At 56.6% G+C, this 18,260-nt stretch carries 14 protein-coding genes; 3 read left to right on the top strand and 11 right to left on the bottom strand.

All coding sequences use genetic code 11. The features are described 5' to 3' along the window. Window positions 1-19 precede the first annotated feature (19 nt). A complete protein-coding gene (locus HNE_RS18595; RefSeq protein ID WP_148205887.1) occupies window positions 20-1,831 on the bottom strand; it encodes a hypothetical protein in 1,812 nt (603 codons plus the stop codon). Between the two features lie 1,040 nt (window positions 1,832-2,871). On the opposite strand from HNE_RS18595, the gene HNE_RS18965 reads away from it, so the two are divergent. Then, the gene (locus tag HNE_RS18965; RefSeq protein WP_148205886.1) at window positions 2,872-3,450 is read left to right on the top strand and encodes a hypothetical protein; all 579 of its coding nucleotides are present in this window, start codon (window positions 2,872-2,874) and stop codon (window positions 3,448-3,450) included. Between the two features lie 233 nt (window positions 3,451-3,683). After that, window positions 3,684-4,721, top strand: a complete 1,038-nt coding sequence (locus HNE_RS12470) for an Ig-like domain-containing protein (protein ID WP_035591006.1) — start codon at window positions 3,684-3,686, stop codon at window positions 4,719-4,721. A 506-nt stretch (window positions 4,722-5,227) separates the two neighbouring features. On the opposite strand, the gene HNE_RS12465 is transcribed toward HNE_RS12470, so the two are convergent. Genes HNE_RS12465 through HNE_RS12420 form a run of 10 tightly spaced genes read right to left on the bottom strand, consistent with a single transcriptional unit; the run spans window position 5,228 to window position 13,922 of the window. Beyond that, window positions 5,228-5,716: a hypothetical protein gene (locus tag HNE_RS12465; RefSeq protein WP_011647515.1), complete on the bottom strand. Its 489-nt coding sequence runs from the start codon at window positions 5,714-5,716 to the stop codon at window positions 5,228-5,230. Further along, a complete protein-coding gene (locus HNE_RS12460; protein WP_011647514.1) occupies window positions 5,713-6,264 on the bottom strand; it encodes a GspMb/PilO family protein in 552 nt (183 codons plus the stop codon). Before HNE_RS12460 ends, HNE_RS12465 begins: the two co-directional genes overlap by 4 nt. After that, complete coding sequence (locus HNE_RS12455; protein ID WP_011647513.1) at window positions 6,261-7,193, bottom strand: pilN family protein; 933 nt, start codon at window positions 7,191-7,193, stop codon at window positions 6,261-6,263. Before HNE_RS12455 ends, HNE_RS12460 begins: the two co-directional genes overlap by 4 nt. Then, window positions 7,190-7,513: a hypothetical protein gene (locus tag HNE_RS12450; RefSeq protein ID WP_011647512.1), complete on the bottom strand. Its 324-nt coding sequence runs from the start codon at window positions 7,511-7,513 to the stop codon at window positions 7,190-7,192. Before HNE_RS12450 ends, HNE_RS12455 begins: the two co-directional genes overlap by 4 nt. Then, window positions 7,503-7,853 (bottom strand): hypothetical protein, encoded by a 351-nt coding sequence (locus HNE_RS12445; RefSeq protein WP_233351910.1) that lies wholly within the window; start codon window positions 7,851-7,853, stop codon window positions 7,503-7,505. Before HNE_RS12445 ends, HNE_RS12450 begins: the two co-directional genes overlap by 11 nt. 20 nt (window positions 7,854-7,873) lie before the next feature. Continuing rightward, a complete protein-coding gene (locus tag HNE_RS12440; protein WP_011647510.1) occupies window positions 7,874-9,061 on the bottom strand; it encodes a type II secretion system F family protein in 1,188 nt (395 codons plus the stop codon). Further along, window positions 9,058-10,680: a GspE/PulE family protein gene (locus HNE_RS12435; RefSeq protein WP_011647509.1), complete on the bottom strand. Its 1,623-nt coding sequence runs from the start codon at window positions 10,678-10,680 to the stop codon at window positions 9,058-9,060. Before HNE_RS12435 ends, HNE_RS12440 begins: the two co-directional genes overlap by 4 nt. An 11-nt stretch (window positions 10,681-10,691) precedes the next feature. Then, a complete protein-coding gene (gene gspG, locus HNE_RS12430) occupies window positions 10,692-11,147 on the bottom strand; it encodes a type II secretion system major pseudopilin GspG (protein WP_011647508.1) in 456 nt (151 codons plus the stop codon). Beyond that, window positions 11,137-11,841 (bottom strand): hypothetical protein, encoded by a 705-nt coding sequence (locus tag HNE_RS12425; RefSeq protein WP_011647507.1) that lies wholly within the window; start codon window positions 11,839-11,841, stop codon window positions 11,137-11,139. Before HNE_RS12425 ends, gspG begins: the two co-directional genes overlap by 11 nt. Next, a complete protein-coding gene (locus tag HNE_RS12420; protein WP_011647506.1) occupies window positions 11,838-13,922 on the bottom strand; it encodes a secretin N-terminal domain-containing protein in 2,085 nt (694 codons plus the stop codon). The genes HNE_RS12425 and HNE_RS12420 overlap by 4 nt, the downstream gene beginning before the upstream one ends. 1,218 nt (window positions 13,923-15,140) lie before the next feature. On the opposite strand from HNE_RS12420, the gene HNE_RS12415 reads away from it, so the two are divergent. Next, window positions 15,141-16,604 (top strand): Ig-like domain-containing protein, encoded by a 1,464-nt coding sequence (locus HNE_RS12415; protein WP_160162623.1) that lies wholly within the window; start codon window positions 15,141-15,143, stop codon window positions 16,602-16,604. Window positions 16,605-18,260 lie beyond the last annotated feature (1,656 nt).

The raw sequence follows: 18,260 nt of genomic DNA, 5'->3' as shown, positions 1-18,260 counted from the left end.
TTCTGACTAGGACGTGGGCTTACGGGCAGCTAAGCAATCCCGCGCGAGGTTTTGTCTCGCTGATCATTCGCCCTACCGCATCGTATCCGAAACAGGTTCTCACAGAGAGGCCGTTGTTTTCGACTAGGACGCCGCGCACATTCAGATTATTGGGACCACCGGCCGATCCGTAGTCATACGTCGTATGCACCTCATCAGTCGTTCCGCCTGCACATACCCCTCCGGAGGATGATGTGCTCTTGCAAAAACGAGTGCCACTGAGCACCCATATAGGATGGGATGACTGTACATAGCTGCCTGAAGAATTTTTGAACCAGGCGAACCGCTGAAGATATTCAAATCTAACCTGCGGTCTTACGCCGTTCACTGCTGGCCGTGTAATCGATGTCACGCCGCCGTGAATAGGGTCATAAGCGTAATCCGTTCGGTTTTCGTTGGCGTCGATATGGTATTGAGGCTGATTGCATGTGACTCTGTTTGTGCACGTGGGGCTGTACCCCGTCACAGTTGAGACATCTGCGAGCCCGGAACCCGGTTTCGATTTCTGTACGGATTGAATGAGATTTCCCCGATTGTCATAGATGTAGTCGATCCGATTGCTTTCTGGAAAAACGACATACTCAAGTCTGTGGTTGATCTTGTTCTCCCAGCCATACTGCGTGGTGCGCCCCGTTTCATCGGTCACGGATTTCAGTCTGTGATAATGGGCTCGCCGAGTGTCTCCATGCCTCTCCCAGGAATCCAGCGCCAATCGACGCAACACATAGCTTCGGGTTCCACCAGAGGGGATGCCAGCAGACATCTTGTATTCGCCGGACGAGATGTTGCTGATACCATAGCTCCAGGCATGAGCACCGTCATTGTATGAAGATACATCCGAGTTGACCGTTCCCGGACCGGTCATATTCACGTAAGTCAAAGACGCGCTGCTTCTTCCTGGTTTCAGAATGCGCTCCAGAGTGTGAAGACCTTCATATGTCGTCGTCGCGCCATCAGGATCAGAGACAGTGATCCTCGCCTTGTTCGCCACGATTCCATAGGCGAATTCCAGCGTGGGCCACTGTCGCGAAAAAATCGGGCAGTCAACAGCGAGTGGCGAGCAGTAATCTACAGCGAGATTTATCGCTGTGACGGATGACAGATATGGCGGACTTCCCAGAAAGGGATAGCTTGCATAGGGAATACCGTCTCCAGAAATATATGATAATCTGAGCTGGTAACCGAGGTTGCTGGTAACGGATATCAGTTTTGTCTTGCACCCCCCTCCGGAGACGATCAGCAGACAAGCATACTCATACTGCAGCCTTTCACCGTTGGGTTTTTCGATTAGCTTGAGTGGATAATGATTGCTCGGCAAATTAGGGTCTGAAAACGTATACTCCGTTCCGCCTGCATCAATATGTTTATAACTGTCATTGGGACCATCATATGCGAGCGTAGCCCCGAGATCTTCAGTTTCCTCAATTACTCCGCTGTTCAAAACATTGAAACGTTGCTGGCCCCCGCCATAATTGACCAAAATGTCTTCATCGAACAATTCGTCGTCACGCCGAACATCGACGTCCCCCTCCACGTTGCTTCGCCACTTTCTGCCCGAGATGTGAGTGCTATAGGATAACCCGCCTCCATCGCCTCCAATCGTCACCGTGTGGGACTGGCCCTGATGCGTGCCGTAAAGAATACTTATCCTGTTTTTATCAACTAGGCTCACGTCCAGAGGAACATCTTGAAGAACGTCCGATGCATCGACATCCTGCGCAAATGCGTGAGGCGCGGAAACCCCGAGAACGAGAATGCCAATACCGATCAGGAGAGATCGAACCAACTGCATGATACTTTGCTCCAGCCATACTTGTTGCGGATACGGACAATCAACTAAGCGATCACAGGTAACGCGACCCGCCGACGGATATCCGCAGGCTTTTAGTTTGAGGGGGCGTGGATGAAATGCTAGGTGGTCGAAGTCCCAGTCTTCCGGGCGACTGGCCAACAAACCGGCTGCGCATCTCTGCGACCTTTCCGGTCGATTTCAACTGCGTAGACTGGACGCTCCCAACTTTTGCGACCTCCCGACCCCCAAGCGCATCGCCACTTTCGGTCAAATCCTACTTGGAGTAATGATTCCTATACAGACAAAAAATCTGTCAAAAAAATGCAGCGCTTAGTATCAACAACCGGACCACTTATCTGCTCGCCATTCCAGTTGTGCGACCATTTTGCAAGGTGGCTGTTAAACTAACAAGTGAATGTTTTATATCGATCCATCACCCATTTTTTGTATAATTTTTCCCATTCTCGGACTTGAGGGGTTTGAACCGAGCTGGGTTTTCCAGGGGCCGTTCTTTGAGAGATTGGCCCTATGGCAGACAAAAGCAGAGACATCATTACTCGCCTGAGGTGCGTGAGTGAACGGTTTGGCTGGTGATAGAATACGCCTGCGAGCATCCCTCGCAATGGGCACTAGGTTGTAGGCAATTATCTGGATCTTCTCCGCGCAGTCCCAGAAACGACCCATCCGCTTGCCCGACATCGATAGACCCGGTCTGTCCACTATCGATCGTGGACACCATCGCCCTCAATCGAACACACCAGCGTCAATGGATCAGGAGAGGCTGCAAGGTCAGTCAGGTCGGACGCTTACGGCGAAACGGTCCTTTGAAATATATGCGTGCGGTCGAATATGCTACATTTGGCATCAGCCACTTCGGTGAGGGCGTGGGCGCGCTTCAAGCAAATGGGCGGGATTCCGGCATGTTCCGCGGGACTATCAATAGCATTTGGGGGCCGTATGGGCGTTCGCTATCAGAAAGAGCCAATCGACAGTACCGTAAGACTGGCTCATGCGATTGATTGAGGCGCGACATAAAAAAAGTGATCGTCTATTTCACGACCTTAATTGTTATCGTATACGCACTATTTCTCGGCGCGTTCCTGGGGTGGCGCGCGACAGGCTTCACGATCGCTATCTGGTTTGCCTTGGTTTATTTTTCCAGCGTCGCTTCATTGCCAGTGTCCGTTGTGCTGAGCTTGACAGTGTCTTGCTTGCTCGTACTGGTTCCGGTGAACTTGGACTTTGCGAGTTTCTCGAATCTATCGAATTCCATCATGTTTGCGTTCAAAGTTGCCGCCAACGTGGATTTGTCTGCGTCGTTGAGTGATCAAGGATCTCTATGGTGGAGAGATATACTGGTGAAGTTCATCGCGTTCTTGGTCATGACGGGAGGGTGCGCAATCGCTCGCGCGAAGGAACAGAACAAAGCTCCGAATTCGTCCGTTTCGAAACTATTAGGAGCGCCGGCAGGCCTCGTCCCGATTGCGTACCTTTCTGGTCCCAACTTATCGCTGATCAAGTTGTTCGAGAAAATTGAATGCCAATCACATGGCCGTATACAGAAATACGGATCTATTGAATCGCAAATGCAAATTTGCTCCGTTTTCGAGTTATCGTGAACAACTCCGACGATGCGTAGACGCGGTTTGGCAAGATGAAATCGCTCTGTGTCATGGAAATTTTATAAAGCAGGTTTCACAAGGGATTGTAGGTGCGCAGATAATATCCTCGCGTTTTTGAGATTGTCACGAGGTTCAGGACGTGTACCGCTTATTAGGTGGGATGCAGGGAAAAATGGCGTGATGGGCGGGGCGGGATGAGGACAAGTGTGCGGAATATTTTAGCATTTCGAATGCTGTACGCTTCGATTTCACTTTCGGCCGTTGCTGAAGTCGCTGCGGCGCAAACGGTCACCTACACTTACGACGCGCTCGGTAGATTGACGGGCGCCGACTATCCGGCTGGCGCCTCCACCAAATATGTCTACGATGCTGCCGGCAACCGGACTTCTGTTGTATCGATTCAATCGCCTATTGCGGTCAATGACGCGATCTCAACCAATTCGAACACGTCAAAATCGTTCGATCCCCGCATCAATGACAGCGATCCACAAGGCGGCGCGCTGACGATAGTTTCGGTTGACGGGCCGCCGGTTGGTTCTGCCATAATTACCGGTGGCGGTACGGGAATCACCTACGCGCCACCGATTGGTTCGATTGGATTGGCAACATTTGATTATACCATTCGGAATCCTCAGAATGCGACCGCTACGGCGAGAGTAACCGTCACGATCCTGAACCAAGGACCAGTTGCTGTTGCCGATAGTGTGACCACCGCATACAATACGCCGGTCACTTTCAATCCCCTCTCCAACGACTATGATCGCGAAGGCGATGATAAAACGCTTGTTTCGGTTTCGACCCCATCAAGCGGTTCGACGTCGTTCAACCCGGCGGGCCCAAGTATTACCTACACGCCTGCTAATGGGTTTTCGGGGGCGGCGACTTTCACATATGTCGTCGCAGATCACGAGGGGGCTGCTGGAACCGGGACCGTAACAGTGGCCGTCTCGCCTCAGGCGAATAGTCCGCCCGTTGCCAATAATGATATCCTCTATTTTATGCTGGACAATCCAGGCAATACCCACTTCTACGGAGAAATTTATGGGTGGAGGCAGAATGATTACGACCCAGATGCGGGTGATGTCATTTTTCTGGATAGTATCAGCGGAAACTCAAATTTTTACATACTTACATCACCGTCTGGCGGTAAGACGCTTAGGTATTCGGGTGCAATCGGATCTGGTCACCAGTCTGTTAATTACACAATTGCCGATTCATCTGGCGCTACAGACAGCGCCAGGATCGATGTTTATTTCTACGCAGACTGAGAGCAGAGGCTGGACATGAAGCTACTTTTCCTGGCGGGCCTACTGTTAGGTATCGCAGTCCTAGACTCAAATGCTCAGGACGCAGATCAAATATCGAAAGAAGCAGCTCTCACACCGAGGGGAGAAGTTATCATCAATGAAGACGGCAGCTTGCGCTCACCATGGCGGATTGTGCGGGTTTGTGCGCCGTCACGGTCTGGTTGCTCAGATGCAATCGTCAATAGCGAAACGCGGGAGATCGCAAAGGTCGGAAATCAATGGGCCAGCCCCTTCCGCTCTTCGGGGAAATTGCAGGAAGTCAGACGTATTTCAGAGCCTCCTTACGCATATGTAAAAGGACGTTCAAGTCATGGCCCAGAAGAAGCAAAATAGCTCAAAGCTTAGCCCGGTTGGTGGCGTGCTGACTGCTGCTTGCCGCAGCGTGGGCAATTGTTGGGAGCGATGATGCGCAGGTCACAGGGCTGCGCATCATCGCTGTCAAACAGAGTGCGGCGCCTGACGGTGCGTTAAAACAGCTTCAGTAACTTCTCCCCTGCAGGGCCTTCGAAAAGAAGTTCATTGCTGCTGGCTGATACGAGTTCTCCCCACGGGGTCGGATCGCCAATCGCGTGGACCTGCGCCGGCTCGCCAGGGTTCCAGGTGATCATGGCCCGCACCGTGTCGCCCTTTCCCAGCAATCCGACAAATTCGGGGTTATACTGAGGTTCAGCCGGGACTGGCTCCGACGGTGCATACCGGCTGAATGCCGCGCGCGCGGGGGAGAATGGTGATCTCGCCAGGACATTGCGCATAGATTCGCCGCTGTCTCCGCGTGGTACAATAATAAGGAGCGGGGTCTCGTCAGCAGGCTGGTGTGGCTGGCTAGAATTGCTGGAGACAACCGGCAGAGCAGCGGGCGCGATGACCGGTCGGACGTACATGAGGTTGCCCGCGCCAGCGATCAGAACGGATATTGCTATCAGCAGGAGCGGTGTGAGGGGCCAGGCGCGATTCATTCGGGATTCCCCGTCCAGAGCGTCAGCTTAAGAGTCATGCGCATATTCCGGTCTGGCTCTCCTGCGCTTCCGGCAGTCTGGAGATCAAGGCTGTCGATCAGGACCGGCTGAGGCAGGTCTTCCAGAGATCGCATCACCTCCAGCACGGCTTCGATATCACCCTCCACTTCCAGATGCCATGCGATGGCACTGAGACCTTCAATCGCAACGCTCGCTCCGGTCTCCCGAAGGTCCACTAGCCGTGCCTGACTAGCCCGGACGCGCTCGATCACCGCGGACTGAATGAGGCCGGCGAGACGCGCTCTGTCAGCATCGGGCCCGACGGGCACAATGAATGCCTTGTATCCGGCATAAATATCGGGTGGCGCCGGGCGCCCGAGCTTCTCCGCATGTGACAGGGCGAGAAGCTCGGCCCCATTGAAACGGTCCCACTGCAAAAGAACATGTGACACACGCGGAGAGAGAAGGAGCCAGACGGTGGCTACGAGACCCGCAAGTACCAGCCATCCCCCAACGCGGCCGAACAGAGGCTGAAGCCTGCCGATCATGAGCCGGGCTCCGTAATGAGAATGACAAATTTCTGCTTGCCCTCGGGCGTATCCGCGACTGTTTCTTCGAACCGGACGGTTTGATCGGGGAACGCGGAGGTCAGCGCGGTCAGAACCGCGGCGGCGTTGTCACTGAGACCGGTCAGGCGGATCTCCGTGCCCGTCATATCCATACCTGTCCACCAGGCTGTCTGGGGCGTGTGTTCATTCAGCCGAGCCAGCATCTCAAGACGGGCTGGCGGCGTGCGCGCCTCCGGCTTCAAGGCAGCCAGAGCGCCAAGCGCCCCGATTTCCCGCTCAGCCTCCCGGCGTTGCAGCAATTCGGACCTGAGCGCGGCTTCACGTGTTTCAGCCAGCTTGGCCGCTTCAGATAACCCGTGTCCCAGTCCGGCAAGCGCCAGCGTCAGACTGCCGATCAGAGCGAGCAGGGCAATCGTCCAGAGCCGTCGTTCCCGATGTGTCTGGCTCAGCGTGGCGGGTGAGGGAAAGGTTAGGTCCGGTGTGTCCTCAGGGCTCAGGCTGACCGACGCAATCCCGAGCTTGCGTGCCTTTGATTCGATGGCATCCAGGTCAGTGGTCCGGACATGGACAAGATCCACCCGGCCCCTGTCAGACGAGGACACGCGGGCGAGCATGACCATGTCGGCATTCCGCGCGGGGCTGAGCCGGCCCGCTTCGTTGGCAACAATCTTCCGGAGATCGCCCGCTGAGGCCGACCGCCCATTGAAGGTCTGAACGAACGCTTCGCGCCGCGACAGCCACACGGTGACGTGGGCGGAAGGGCGGGCGCTCGCTGCCAGAAACTCTGTGATGGACATCACGGTGTCAGTGCTTTTGCGTCGGCCATTCCGTGTTAGACGATTCAGCCCCCACCCGATGATCTGGTCCAGTGCGTCGCCATTCGGCCAGATGACAGGAATGGCACTCATCGGCAGCGTCTCCCGATCAGATCAAACACGCAGGATGCGCCCCGGTCGATGCGAGGTGCTGTCAGCTCAAGGGGCGGGCCGTCATCGATCTTGAGAACCGGCCCTTCGCCGAGCGGCGCAGCATCCTGTTTTAGCTTTCGCTCGCCGGCATCGATATCTGCCAGCAGCTCTGAGAGCGCCCCGGCACGCGACAGGCGCTCGCCGGTTCGCGACCAACCCGCCATCATCTGACTGACGGATTCACCGAGGAACAGGGCTGCCAGCGACAGCACGATCAGCGCGGCCATGACTTCGGCAACCGAAAACCCTTCATCCTTCATGGGCGCGTCCTTTCACTCTTGCGGTCTCTAGCCGGTAGACAAGATCGCCCGACCGGCCTTGCCAGTGAACCGCGACGCTGATTGTGGTCAGCAAGGCGCGGTCCTTCATATCCGGTGGCAGATCTTGCCGATCGCGCTGCCAAGTATAGGTGCGTCCGGCGACCTCCACCTTGCCAGCATCTTCGCGCATGGAAGGATCCTCGATGACCGCGCGGGCAATCAGAGCAGCCGTCAACCGTGTTTCTCCGGACACGGCAGTTCGGAGCGTGGTTGCATTCACAGACAGCAATCCGCTCAGAAAGAGCGAGGTCAGCAGAAGCGCGATCAGCGCGTCGGCCATGGCAAATCCGCGATCCTGTCTCATAGTACGCTGTCTCCGATGCCCGAAAGCGTGCCCAGAATACTGAGCATCAGAAGCGCGATGGCGGCGCCCATGCCGATTACCAGGACCGGGCCGACGAGGGCGGCGAACCGGTCGATCCGGCGCAGGGCCCGGTCATGACAGATCTGCCCGGCCTGACGCATGGCGCTGGCGAACGCGCTCGACTTTTCGCCGAGCAGAGCAAGACGCCTGACTTCAGGGGGCAATCCGGCCGCTGCAGCAAAGGCTGCGCCTGCGACCTGACCGTCCCGAATGTTCTGACCGATCGTGTCATAGACGCTCGCCAGGTGCGGTCCGGAGACCGCTGCCGCAAAGCGTAGCGCACTTTCCAGCGGCCGCCCGGCCGCCAGAAGCGCGGAGAGAACGTCGCAGGACTGGCCAACGTCCAGGTCGCGTGCGATAGGGCCGAGGATGGGCAGGGACCAGAGACCCGCGGCGAGGCGCCGCCTCACCGACGCACGTCCCAGAATCAGGGATGTGACGAGCACACAGGTGGCCAAGCCTGCCGCCAGCCAGGAGATATGCGCCTGCGTCCAGGCGCCGAGGCCGGCGAGCCAGATAACGAACCCGCCCTGTCCGGTTCCTTTCAGCGTGGGCGCGAGCGCGGGGGCCACATAGATCGTGATCACGCTCACAGCGACGAGCCCCAGAAGCGCGATGAAGAGCGGGTAGGCGAGCGCGTTCCGGATACGGCTGATGGCCTCGATACGGGCCTTCAGGAACCGGCCGCCACTTTCCATCAATGTGTCAAGGCCCGCGCCAGCTTCGCCCGCAGCAGCAAACTCGGCAAGCATCACTGCGCTGCCCCCGGCCTGACGGAGCCCCTCGGAGAGCGAGCCACCATTCTCGACATGAGCGAGAACCGCGCCGGCAAGCTTCGCGGTCGGCCCCGCGCCGCCCGACTGGATATCGAGCGCCCTACGCATGGGCGCGCCCGCCCTGAGGAGCCCTGACAATTCGAGGGCAAATTCCGCCGCGGCAGCCGGCGGAACGTCTGTCCGGCGCTCCAGGCGAAACCAGGTTCGCTTTGAGACGTCCTGCAGATCAACAAGCAGATCCCCATTTGCCGAAATGAGTCGGCGCGCATCGGCCTCGCCGGGCGCGTCCAGCCGGCCAGACTTCCGGGTCCCGTCTGGGCCGACAGAAATGTAGCGGAACTGCGTCATGCTTCGCTCAGACCCGCTATTTCTGCCAAACTGGTCTCTCCACGGATGACCAGCTGCAGACCCTGCGCCATTAGCGTCTGGCCGCGATCGGGCGCAGCGCCATTTTGGGCGAACTCGGCCAGCGCCGTGCGGCCTTTGTACCCCTCCATCCGGCAGGCGGGGCAACCCTTCTCTCGGCAGATGGACTCCGGCACGGCAAGTCCATGGGTCTCGAACAGGCGGGCCTCGTTTTCGGTTACCGGTACAGGCATCCGGCAGTCCGGGCAGAGCAGCCTGACCAGGCGCTGGGCCATGGATGCGACGAGACAGGCATCAAGCTTAAACGGCTCGACGCCCATGTCGATGAGGCGGGTGCGGACCCGGGCCGTATCGATCGCATGCAGGGTGGCCAGAACAAGATGCCCCGATAGCGACGCCTGCACGGCAACCTGCGCTGTTTCACTGTCGCGGATTTCGCCCACGAGGATCACGTCCGGATCATGACGCAGGAATGAGCGCAGGGCGCCGGCAAAATTCCGGCCGGCCTTTTCAGAGATCTGGACCTGGCTGACATGATCGAAATGATATTCGACCGGATCTTCAACGGACAGAATCTTGAGGCCGCGGCCTTTCAGCTTCTCGAGACAGGAATAGAGCGTGGTGGTCTTACCACTACCCGTCGGGCCGGCGACAACGAACATCCCGTGACGCCGGTTGCAGACTGCTTCAAGGGCTGTTGCAATCTCCCCGGAAAATCCGAGTCCTTCGAGTGAAAGAAGCTTCTCGGGCCGGTCGAGCAGGCGCACAACGGCGCTCTCCCCGTCTATTGTCGGAATGATCGACACCCGGACATCCAGCCTGCGTCCGCGCACAACGATCGTGGATCGTCCGTCCTGGGACCGGTTGCGCTCACCGAGATCAAGGTCGGCGATAACCTTGATACGGGAGACGACAGACGCAGACACAGCTTTTGGCTCGCGCGCGGCCGCTTGCAGAACGCCGTCGATCCGGTAGCGCACGTCCAGGGAATTGCGCCGGGCATCGAAATGGACATCGGATGCACCGAGGTCGGCCGCTTCTCCGAGCCAGGCGGCCACCTGCCGCACGATCGGCGCATCGCGTTCCTGGTCAGCGATTTCCACGGCGAAAGCGTCCTCTTCACCCCCTGAGCTGGAAATCAGGAGGGGTTCGCTCGGATAGAAGCGGCCAAAAGCTCTCGCCCAGTCACCGGCCCGGATGATGGTAAGGTCCGGCAGCACGCCCAGGGCAAACTCGATGCCGCGCCGGAGGCGCTCATCCAGCGGATTAACGACCGCCAGTGGGCCATCCGGCCCGAGCAACAGCGCCTGCGTATCCCGGAGAAATTCAGGATTCAGTGATTGGGTAAGATCAGGGGGCGGAACGAATGGACCGTCGGAGATACCGAGCCCGGTGACCCTGTGATAGGCTTCGGCCAGTGCGTCATCGCCGAGGACGCCAATCTGGTTCAAGATGATGAGCAGGTCCCGGGAGGACCCTTGTTTTAGCGTTTCCGCATGCGCGATGTCAGCTTCCGCGAGGACGCCTTCCCGGATCAGCCAGTCGATGGCAGCCGCTTCTGCCTCCGGTTCGGGAGCGATGTGGAGGGAGCCGGAATCCATTGCGTACTGCCCTAATTATCCTTCAGCTTGTAGTCTGGCCAGATGATATCACTGTCATGCTTTGACCCGCCTTCCTTCCCGTCCGCCCCATAGGACACCAGTTTAAAGGAAGACGCCGACCCGGCATCATAGACAAACTCCCGCTCCCAGGGATCAGTCAACGACGTCCCGGACCGGACATAGGGGCCGTCCCATGCCTCGAGGGCGGCCGGCTGCTCGATAAGGGCCGTCAGTCCTTCTTGCGCCGTCGGATAGCGCCCGGTGTCGATTTTGAAGAGGTCGAGCGAGGCGGCCAGCGTATCGATTTGAAGTTTTGCGGCGCGCACCTTTGACTTGTCGAGCCGCCCCATGACCTGCGGCGTGATGGCCGCTGCCAGAAGGCTCAGGATGACCATCACGACCAGCAGTTCGGTCAGCGTAAACCCTTGTTCGTGCTTACGGCATCTGTTCTGGCATTCAGCTGTCACTTGGGCACTCCTCTGCCTCTGAGTCCGAGATGCGCCGCCAGTCCATGATCCAGGCGGGTTCTGAACGGTTCCCTGTCAGGAGAACGGTGCCTTCGACACCGCGCCTCGAAGAATCGCCATCTGTGGCGACACGGATACGGATCAGCGTTCCATCTCGCAGGTCGTTGTCATTGTTAAGCCGCGAGGGCGGCGCCGCATTGTGAAAAACGGTCAACGCCTCGCGCAGGCAGGGAAGAGCCTTTTCAAATGTAACACCAGATCCCAGATCATCAATACGGCCGATCGGTACTTCGGACGTGTCCTTGTGATGCTGAATGTATTGGGTGATTTCCGCTGCCAGATCCTTTTGGGAAACCACTTCGCTGATGCGGGTCTTGATATCTTCGAGCGGAGTGCGGTTGATATCTATGTGATCCGTGAGCGGAGCAACCGAGATGCTAACGTACCCGTCTTTGCCATCGCTTCTGAACGCGGCACGTCGCTCCCCAACCCCGGCGCGGTGATTTATGACGTCTGCCAGAGCCGTATGGAAAGCGCCTTCTATCGCATAATCGGTCGCAATCTGCTCGCTCAACGCCAGCGCCTTGCGGCCTTCTGCGGAAGCCAGGTTCAGCCAGGCCATCGCGATGATTGAAAGACTTCCCATCAACCCCATCACAAGAATAGTGGCATATCCCTCATCACTCCGCGTCATGTTGCGGGCGCTCCCCTTGCGCGAACGAGCGCGGCTCTCAGAAGGGCGGGAATATCCGAGGACGGTTCTTCGGAAACAACCACCGTCGGTTCGATCAGGACGATAAGCTCGGTGCGCCGCTCAGACTGGTTCGTCGACCGGAACGCTGCGCCGAGAACGGGCGTATCCTTGAGGATGGGAATCCCCGTCCGCGAATAGGACCGCGTTGAACTCATCAATCCGCCGAGGACGGCGGTGGACCCGTCGGGTACCGCCAGCACACTCTGAATGCTGCGCTGAGAGATTGTCGGAGAGTCGATCGAGGAGGTTGTGGTCTCCGAGACGCCGCTGACTTCCTGAGATATGTCGACTTCAACCATGCCCCCGGCGCGTATGCGCGGTGTCACCGTCAGAATGACGCCTGTGTCGCGATACGTCGTGGAATTCACGACCGGGGCGCCTGGGTCGGAAACGCTGACGGCGCTCTGGGTGATGATCGGCACCTGGTCGCCAACCTGAAGCCGGGCGGTTTCATTGTTCAGAACCAGCATGCGGGGGGACGAGACAATTTCCACGTCACTGGTCGCCGCCAGCGCATTTATTACGGCGGCGATATCGGTGTTGATGTAGGAGACTGAAACGCCAGGAAAGAGTGAGGTCAGATCGCCGCTGCCGGTATCGGTGAACGTGGCGGACAGCCGATCCTGTACCAGATCCCACTGAACACCAAGGGATGTGCCGTCCGTCAGGCTGACTTCCACGATCGTCGCTTCGATGAGGACCTGACGTTTGGGCTTATCGAGAAGAGATAACAGCTCGGAAAGCGATTCCAGTTCAACGGATGCGCCGCGCGCAACGACCGCATTGCGGCCCGGGTCGACCCGGATGGACAGGCTTTCAAACAGAGAGGTTCCAGGCTCGGAAAAAGTGTCCCCAGGCAGGGCAGCTGTCTCGGAGGGGCGGTCAGTCACTTCGCGACGCCCGGATGTCTTTCGCGGTTCATTGAAGGCGCTAGTCGTGAAGCCCGAGGAGGACGCAGAGCCACCCTCCGTGAGCGCAACCAGATCCTCGGCGTTCACATAGCGAGCCTCATAGACGAGTACGTCCCGCATAAGTTGTGGACGCGCACCCTTGTCAAGCCGGGCGATCCATTCGCGGGCCTGGTCAAGACTCTCACGCTGACGCGAAATCACCATCAAAGTCTGAAGGCGTTCAAGCGGGACGACCGATACGCCGCCCAGACGAGAGAGAATTGGCTCAAGATCCGAAGCAATCTCCTCCGGACTGGCATTAACCACAGGGATCAACGCCGTTGAAACGGATGAGAGCCAGTTAACGTCGAGGGACTTGAGAAGTTGGACACCGGCGGAAACTTGCTCAGGATCCCCAGACAATACCACAAAACCTCGGGCATCATCGCCGTAGCGGATGAGGTCCTCAGCAAGCATCGATTTGGCAATCGCCGTAACTTCTGAAACACTCGCATATCTTATTTGAAGCACCGCCAGCGAAGTTCCGGGTGGTAGAACGTCATTAGGCTGAAGAAACACGGGTTTTGAAACTGATCCCTGAAACTGACCCACACGAGCGATAACAAAATTGCCGCCCGATTCGACAATTTCGAAACCCTGAAGTCTCAGGGCGGCGTCCATCCCTGCGACGGCCTGATCGGGTGTCAATATGCCGTCCAGGCGAAGCGTAATGCTCCCAGTTACACTCGGATCTATCGAGTAGCTGAGGCCAAAACGCTCGCCCAGCACTTCATTCAGTACAGCGTCTATCGGCGCATTACGGAACACAAAACTTTCGCCCCGCGTCTGACTGTCATCAGCAGGGACAAGAGTGTCGGCAGTTTGAGCGTCATCGAAAAACCTACTGCTACCATACATAAGTTCTTCAGACTGTGCCTCAGCTGCAGTCTGACGCTGGCTCGCAAGGTTGTTTTCTCCCGCAATGCTGGTGCGCTTGTCTGGAACGTCTCGTATCATATTAGCGTTGGGGTTGGGATCCAATCGCTTCGACAGATCTGACACAGTTTGACAGGCGGGGAGTCCTGTCAGTAGAGCGGCAAATCCAATCAGTCGGACAGCGCGTGGGTTCATGACATCTTCTCCGCCCGCCGACGCTGACGATGTGTCCGGCCATGCTGCAGTCTCAGGATAGGAGATGATTCTGACGTTCGGAAAAGGCAGTCCGCAATAAACTCACAGGTGAATTTCTGACTGTACCAGAGATGCTCAGTAATCGCGCAATTTGGGGGTCAGCGTTGTGGGAAACGGATCGCCAACATCGCCTCTGCACAAAACATGTAACCGTATTTACAGTATTCACCATCATTTAAGTCAGTGGCTGACCGTTCTTGTTGCAACACCCTTGATTACCTGAGCGTGAATTCAATCTGAGCACCTCTGCTGCAGATGTTGGCAATTCTGAATGGAAATTCGGCAAAGGGCCCTGCTGGGGTGTCGGGGCTCACTTGGTGGATCTTTTCCGGATTCGGGATTGGGGCAGCTGAGACAAGGCGGATACAGTTTCGTGCGTGTGCGGTGAATCCGGGCGCTTGAAAGCGGCGGGATTTTCAAATGGCTCGGAAATGTTTCGTTGCGGCAGGATACTAACGGGAGGGGGGCATCGAATGCGTCTGAGTTTTCCAGCCCTAACATCTTGCCACGGCGTCACTGTTGAGGAAATTGCTCGGCGAATTTTTGCGCAGATTCCAGCCGCTGTTTCGCGTGAGCGACTATGGGCGTGCCAATTCTGGGAGAGCTGACATTTCTGATGCCCGCCATTATCGCAAAAAAAAGATCTGAGACGCTTGCTTGTTCGGGCTGACAAGGTCGACGGGCGGCAGAGTTCTTCGGCCACTTTCAAGCCATTTTTGTCATGCGCGGAGCGCTGCAGTCGACTAGGAGCAATCTGCGCATCATGCCGGAAACCTCTTAACCACCGAGCAGCAACTTGCCGGGGCCTGCGCCGGATTTTAGTCAGTTCACAGAAAAGTACGGATGAGTGCGCTCCTCTGGATAGATTCGTTGGGGGGTGCTTATGCGTATTGCACAGCTCTGGGGGCGACTCCTTAAATCTACTTTGGTGAGACGTTTTCCAAGAGGAGGGAGGTCTTGGGAAGAATAATATAATGATAAAACAGTGCGCTGTAGGTGATTTGTTTTCGGGGTGCGCCTCTGAGTTGAGGTGGCTCGGGGGTGGGTTTTTGAAATTCCACAGATTGGTTTGTAATCCGGGGTTGCGCGATTTCTGGAACTGGAAAACTCTCGGGCTGTATCTGGGAACCGCTTGCTTGTTTTGATCTGGAGATGGCGATGAAGTTCGTAGCTGGCGGCTCGCTGTCGGGTGTTGTGGGTGCGGGGGGGGAGTTCGTGTCGCAGATGGCGGGCGCTGGAAAGGGGGCTCCAAAGCTACGGCGGTCATTGGCCCTGATGTTCATGGGCCTGATGCTGGCATTTCCTGCCTTCGCGCAGGAGATTTATGCCTGGACCGAATCTCCTATCAGAAGGACGATCGAAACCGGATCGAGCATGGTGCTCGACTTGCGCGACTATGGGTATGGTGAGGAAGGGAGTCCTGACTCTTCGTTTTCAATTGTGCTTGCGCCCACAGCTTATAGGTTGACAGGGTACACACAAGGCTATCCGTCCTTCGTGTCCAACACTCCGGCAAGTTCGGGTCGGCTTGTAATCACGAATGCTGTTGTCGGTACTTATGCATTCACCATGCGAGCGCGGCACACCAGTAATCCCGGCCCTGCAAATTCTGGGCGGGTTGGTGTGCGGATTACCGTCGTAGATCCAAATTATCCCCCTGTTGCGGTCAACAACAGCTATACCCAAGCGCATTCGACCACGGTCGACCACAATGTTCTTTCAAACGATATTGACCCGAACGGCGATCCCCTGACGTTAAGTTCAGAGAACAGTCCGTATGCGTCTGTGGTCTCAAACAAATTGCGTTTCGCCGCCCCGGCGACGCCCGGAACTTACCCGGTGACCTATACGATATCGGATGGGCGCGGCGGCACGGCCAGCGCGGTTGCGACAATTACGGTCCCGAATGTGGCGCCGACCGCTGTTAATGACAGCTACACTCAGGCACGGTCAACAACTGTCGATCGGAACGTGCTTTCCAACGACAGTGATCCAAATGGCGATGCTCTGACGATCACGGGTGAAAACAGTTCCTACGCATCGATCGTCTCGAACAAGCTGCGGTTTGCGGCGCCAGCATCACCTGGTTCCTATCCGGTGACCTATACGATAGCCGATGGGCGCGGCGGCACGGCAAGCGCTGTTGCGACAATAACTGTCCCGAATGCCGCTCCGGTTGCAGCAAATGATTCTGTTTTGGCTCTCACGCAAATTCCGGTGCAGATCAACGTCAAGGCGAACGACTCTGATAGCGATGGGACCATTGTCGCTGTGGCAATCCTGAGCGGGCCTGCCAACGGATCTGCCCTACTAAATTCCGATCAGACTATTACGTATACGTCGGAAGCTGCATACTCCGGAAGCGACAGTTTCACATATCGCGTGACAGACAATGATGGCACGCACTCCGGTGCGGGGACCGTGTCCGTGACGGTCGACAATTCTTATTCTGTCTCACACATTGACTATGCCTACGATGCATTAGGCCGGCTAAAGGTAGTGCAGACCTCTACAGACCTGGGAGGCCTACCAGTTGGCTGGGTGGCGTATTGCTACGATCCCAGCGGCAACCGGCAGTCTGTGGAAGCCGGTGCGGGCGCCGCGGGCGCGGCCTGCGAATGAGGCTCCGAGAGAATGTGCTGGATGGGCTTGGGCGGGCGCGAGGAGCCGTGGTGCATCGGAACAGAGTCCGTTCTTCGTGGCGGGTGATCCACGAATTTTTCCCGTGCGCCTGAGAAATATTCATAAATTCATAGAGTCTGCCGCCGGTGAAAATCATGACCTTATTGAGCGAAAGTGAGTTCACGTTGGAATCGAGATTTGTCGTCGTGCGGCGTTTCAGTCGCACCCTAGCCTGCTGTGCGAATACGATCTGTGGATCGAATCCGGGGTCAGGAAGAAGTCTGTCGACGGATGGTAACGACCCAAGCTATCTCCGTAGCGAGCCATTGGAGGGTGAAGGAGCGGGAACTTTTTTAGAATTGGCATCAAGGTCGGGTAAGTTGGCCAGGCTCAACTATTGCGACAACGCAGGTTTCAGGGAGGGTGTCTGGATGGATATCAGAGAATTGCGAAAATCCATCTGGGCGCGTGCTCAGAAGCTCTTGATCGCGACGGGATTTGCTGTGTTTGGAGGGGGAGGAGGTTTGGCTATCGCGCAGACGGATGAACCTTCCAACTGGCCCATAAAGCCTTCTGTTACAGATGAAAATGGAGTGGATCTCGCTAGCGGGACATTTCAGCTGACACAGCCCTTGATCGTTATCGGCGATCCGGGCGGGGAGGGCGGGCTGTCAGTCTCACGAAACTTCTCCAATGATGAGGTGAGCAACGGTCTTGGGGGAGGTGTCTATGGAAATTATATGTCCGTGACCGTTAGATATGGTGCGTGGCAGGAGCACTTCGATGTCGAAGGTTCCAATCTGGTGCCGACGAAGCCGACTGTCTCGACGCTAACGCGGGTGCAGATGGCGCCTGGGGATATGGGCTATGACTACACATATACTGCGCCGGATGGAACTGTTATAGAGTTCGTGCGGTTTCCGCATACGCTCTATTATGGGTTGTTGGCAAATATCAAGAAAGTCACAAAGCCGGACGGGGAAGTAATCACCTATGATCCCGATTCCTATGGCAACGGGTTTGGAACAGGCAATATCGAAAGTACCCTAGGTTATCAGTATAGGGTAAGTTATTCGGCAGATATCCTGATAAATCTTGCCTATAAATACTGTGCTCTGGTTTCTGGAACCTGCGCTGATGTAACATCTGGCGCTTGGCCAATTACGACGGGTGCACCTTCCGGAAAAGGCAATGCTGAAGGGGAGTCCCTTGGCGCAAGTTTTACGTATGACAACTCTGAGGAACCCGACGTCAATACAAGTGAGTTTACTCTTCCTAACGGTAGCACGATCTCGATGATCCACGACGCCGGCGAGCGTGTGACATCTCTTTCGAAGATGGGGCAAACATGGTCATACGCTTACACGGCGTCGAGCACCACTCTGACCTATCCGAGTGGAAGAAAGCTCATTGCCAGATTTAATTCAGAGGATGAGCTTCTGGAGTGGGAGACAATAGCCGCCGGAGCGACAAACGGCATCAAAATCACTTATTCCTACGACACAAACGGATTGCTGCACGAGGTCATTCAACCGGAAGGCAACAAAGTTGTTTATTCTTATGATGGCGTAGGGCGCGTCACAGAAATTCGCAGGATCAGTAAACCAGGTTCCGGACTGCCGGATATGGTTCGTAGCTTCTCCTATGTTACTTGTA

It is taken from the genome of Hyphomonas neptunium ATCC 15444 (genome assembly GCF_000013025.1).
In the GTDB taxonomy this organism is placed as follows: domain Bacteria; phylum Pseudomonadota; class Alphaproteobacteria; order Caulobacterales; family Hyphomonadaceae; genus Hyphomonas; species Hyphomonas neptunia.
Note: the sequence above shows the minus strand (reverse complement) of the source record. Positions and strands in the feature narration are given on the sequence as shown.

Excerpts from the sequence above, each read along its gene's own strand:
- HNE_RS12450 (WP_011647512.1), bottom strand. The coding sequence starts at position 7,513 with ATGAAGGATGAAGGGTTTTCGGTTGCCGAAGTCATGGCCGCGCTGATC.
- HNE_RS12435 (WP_011647509.1), bottom strand. The coding sequence starts at position 10,680 with ATGGATTCCGGCTCCCTCCACATCGCTCCCGAACCGGAGGCAGAAGCG.
- HNE_RS12445 (WP_233351910.1), bottom strand. The coding sequence starts at position 7,853 with ATGGCCGACGCGCTGATCGCGCTTCTGCTGACCTCGCTCTTTCTGAGC.
- HNE_RS12420 (WP_011647506.1), bottom strand. The coding sequence starts at position 13,922 with ATGAACCCACGCGCTGTCCGACTGATTGGATTTGCCGCTCTACTGACA.
- HNE_RS12465 (WP_011647515.1), bottom strand. The coding sequence starts at position 5,716 with ATGAATCGCGCCTGGCCCCTCACACCGCTCCTGCTGATAGCAATATCC.
- HNE_RS12415 (WP_160162623.1), top strand. The coding sequence starts at position 15,141 with ATGAAGTTCGTAGCTGGCGGCTCGCTGTCGGGTGTTGTGGGTGCGGGG.
- HNE_RS18595 (WP_148205887.1), bottom strand. The coding sequence starts at position 1,831 with ATGCAGTTGGTTCGATCTCTCCTGATCGGTATTGGCATTCTCGTTCTC.
- HNE_RS12425 (WP_011647507.1), bottom strand. The coding sequence starts at position 11,841 with ATGACGCGGAGTGATGAGGGATATGCCACTATTCTTGTGATGGGGTTG.
- HNE_RS12460 (WP_011647514.1), bottom strand. The coding sequence starts at position 6,264 with ATGATCGGCAGGCTTCAGCCTCTGTTCGGCCGCGTTGGGGGATGGCTG.
- HNE_RS12455 (WP_011647513.1), bottom strand. The coding sequence starts at position 7,193 with ATGAGTGCCATTCCTGTCATCTGGCCGAATGGCGACGCACTGGACCAG.
- HNE_RS12470 (WP_035591006.1), top strand. The coding sequence starts at position 3,684 with ATGCTGTACGCTTCGATTTCACTTTCGGCCGTTGCTGAAGTCGCTGCG.
- HNE_RS12440 (WP_011647510.1), bottom strand. The coding sequence starts at position 9,061 with ATGACGCAGTTCCGCTACATTTCTGTCGGCCCAGACGGGACCCGGAAG.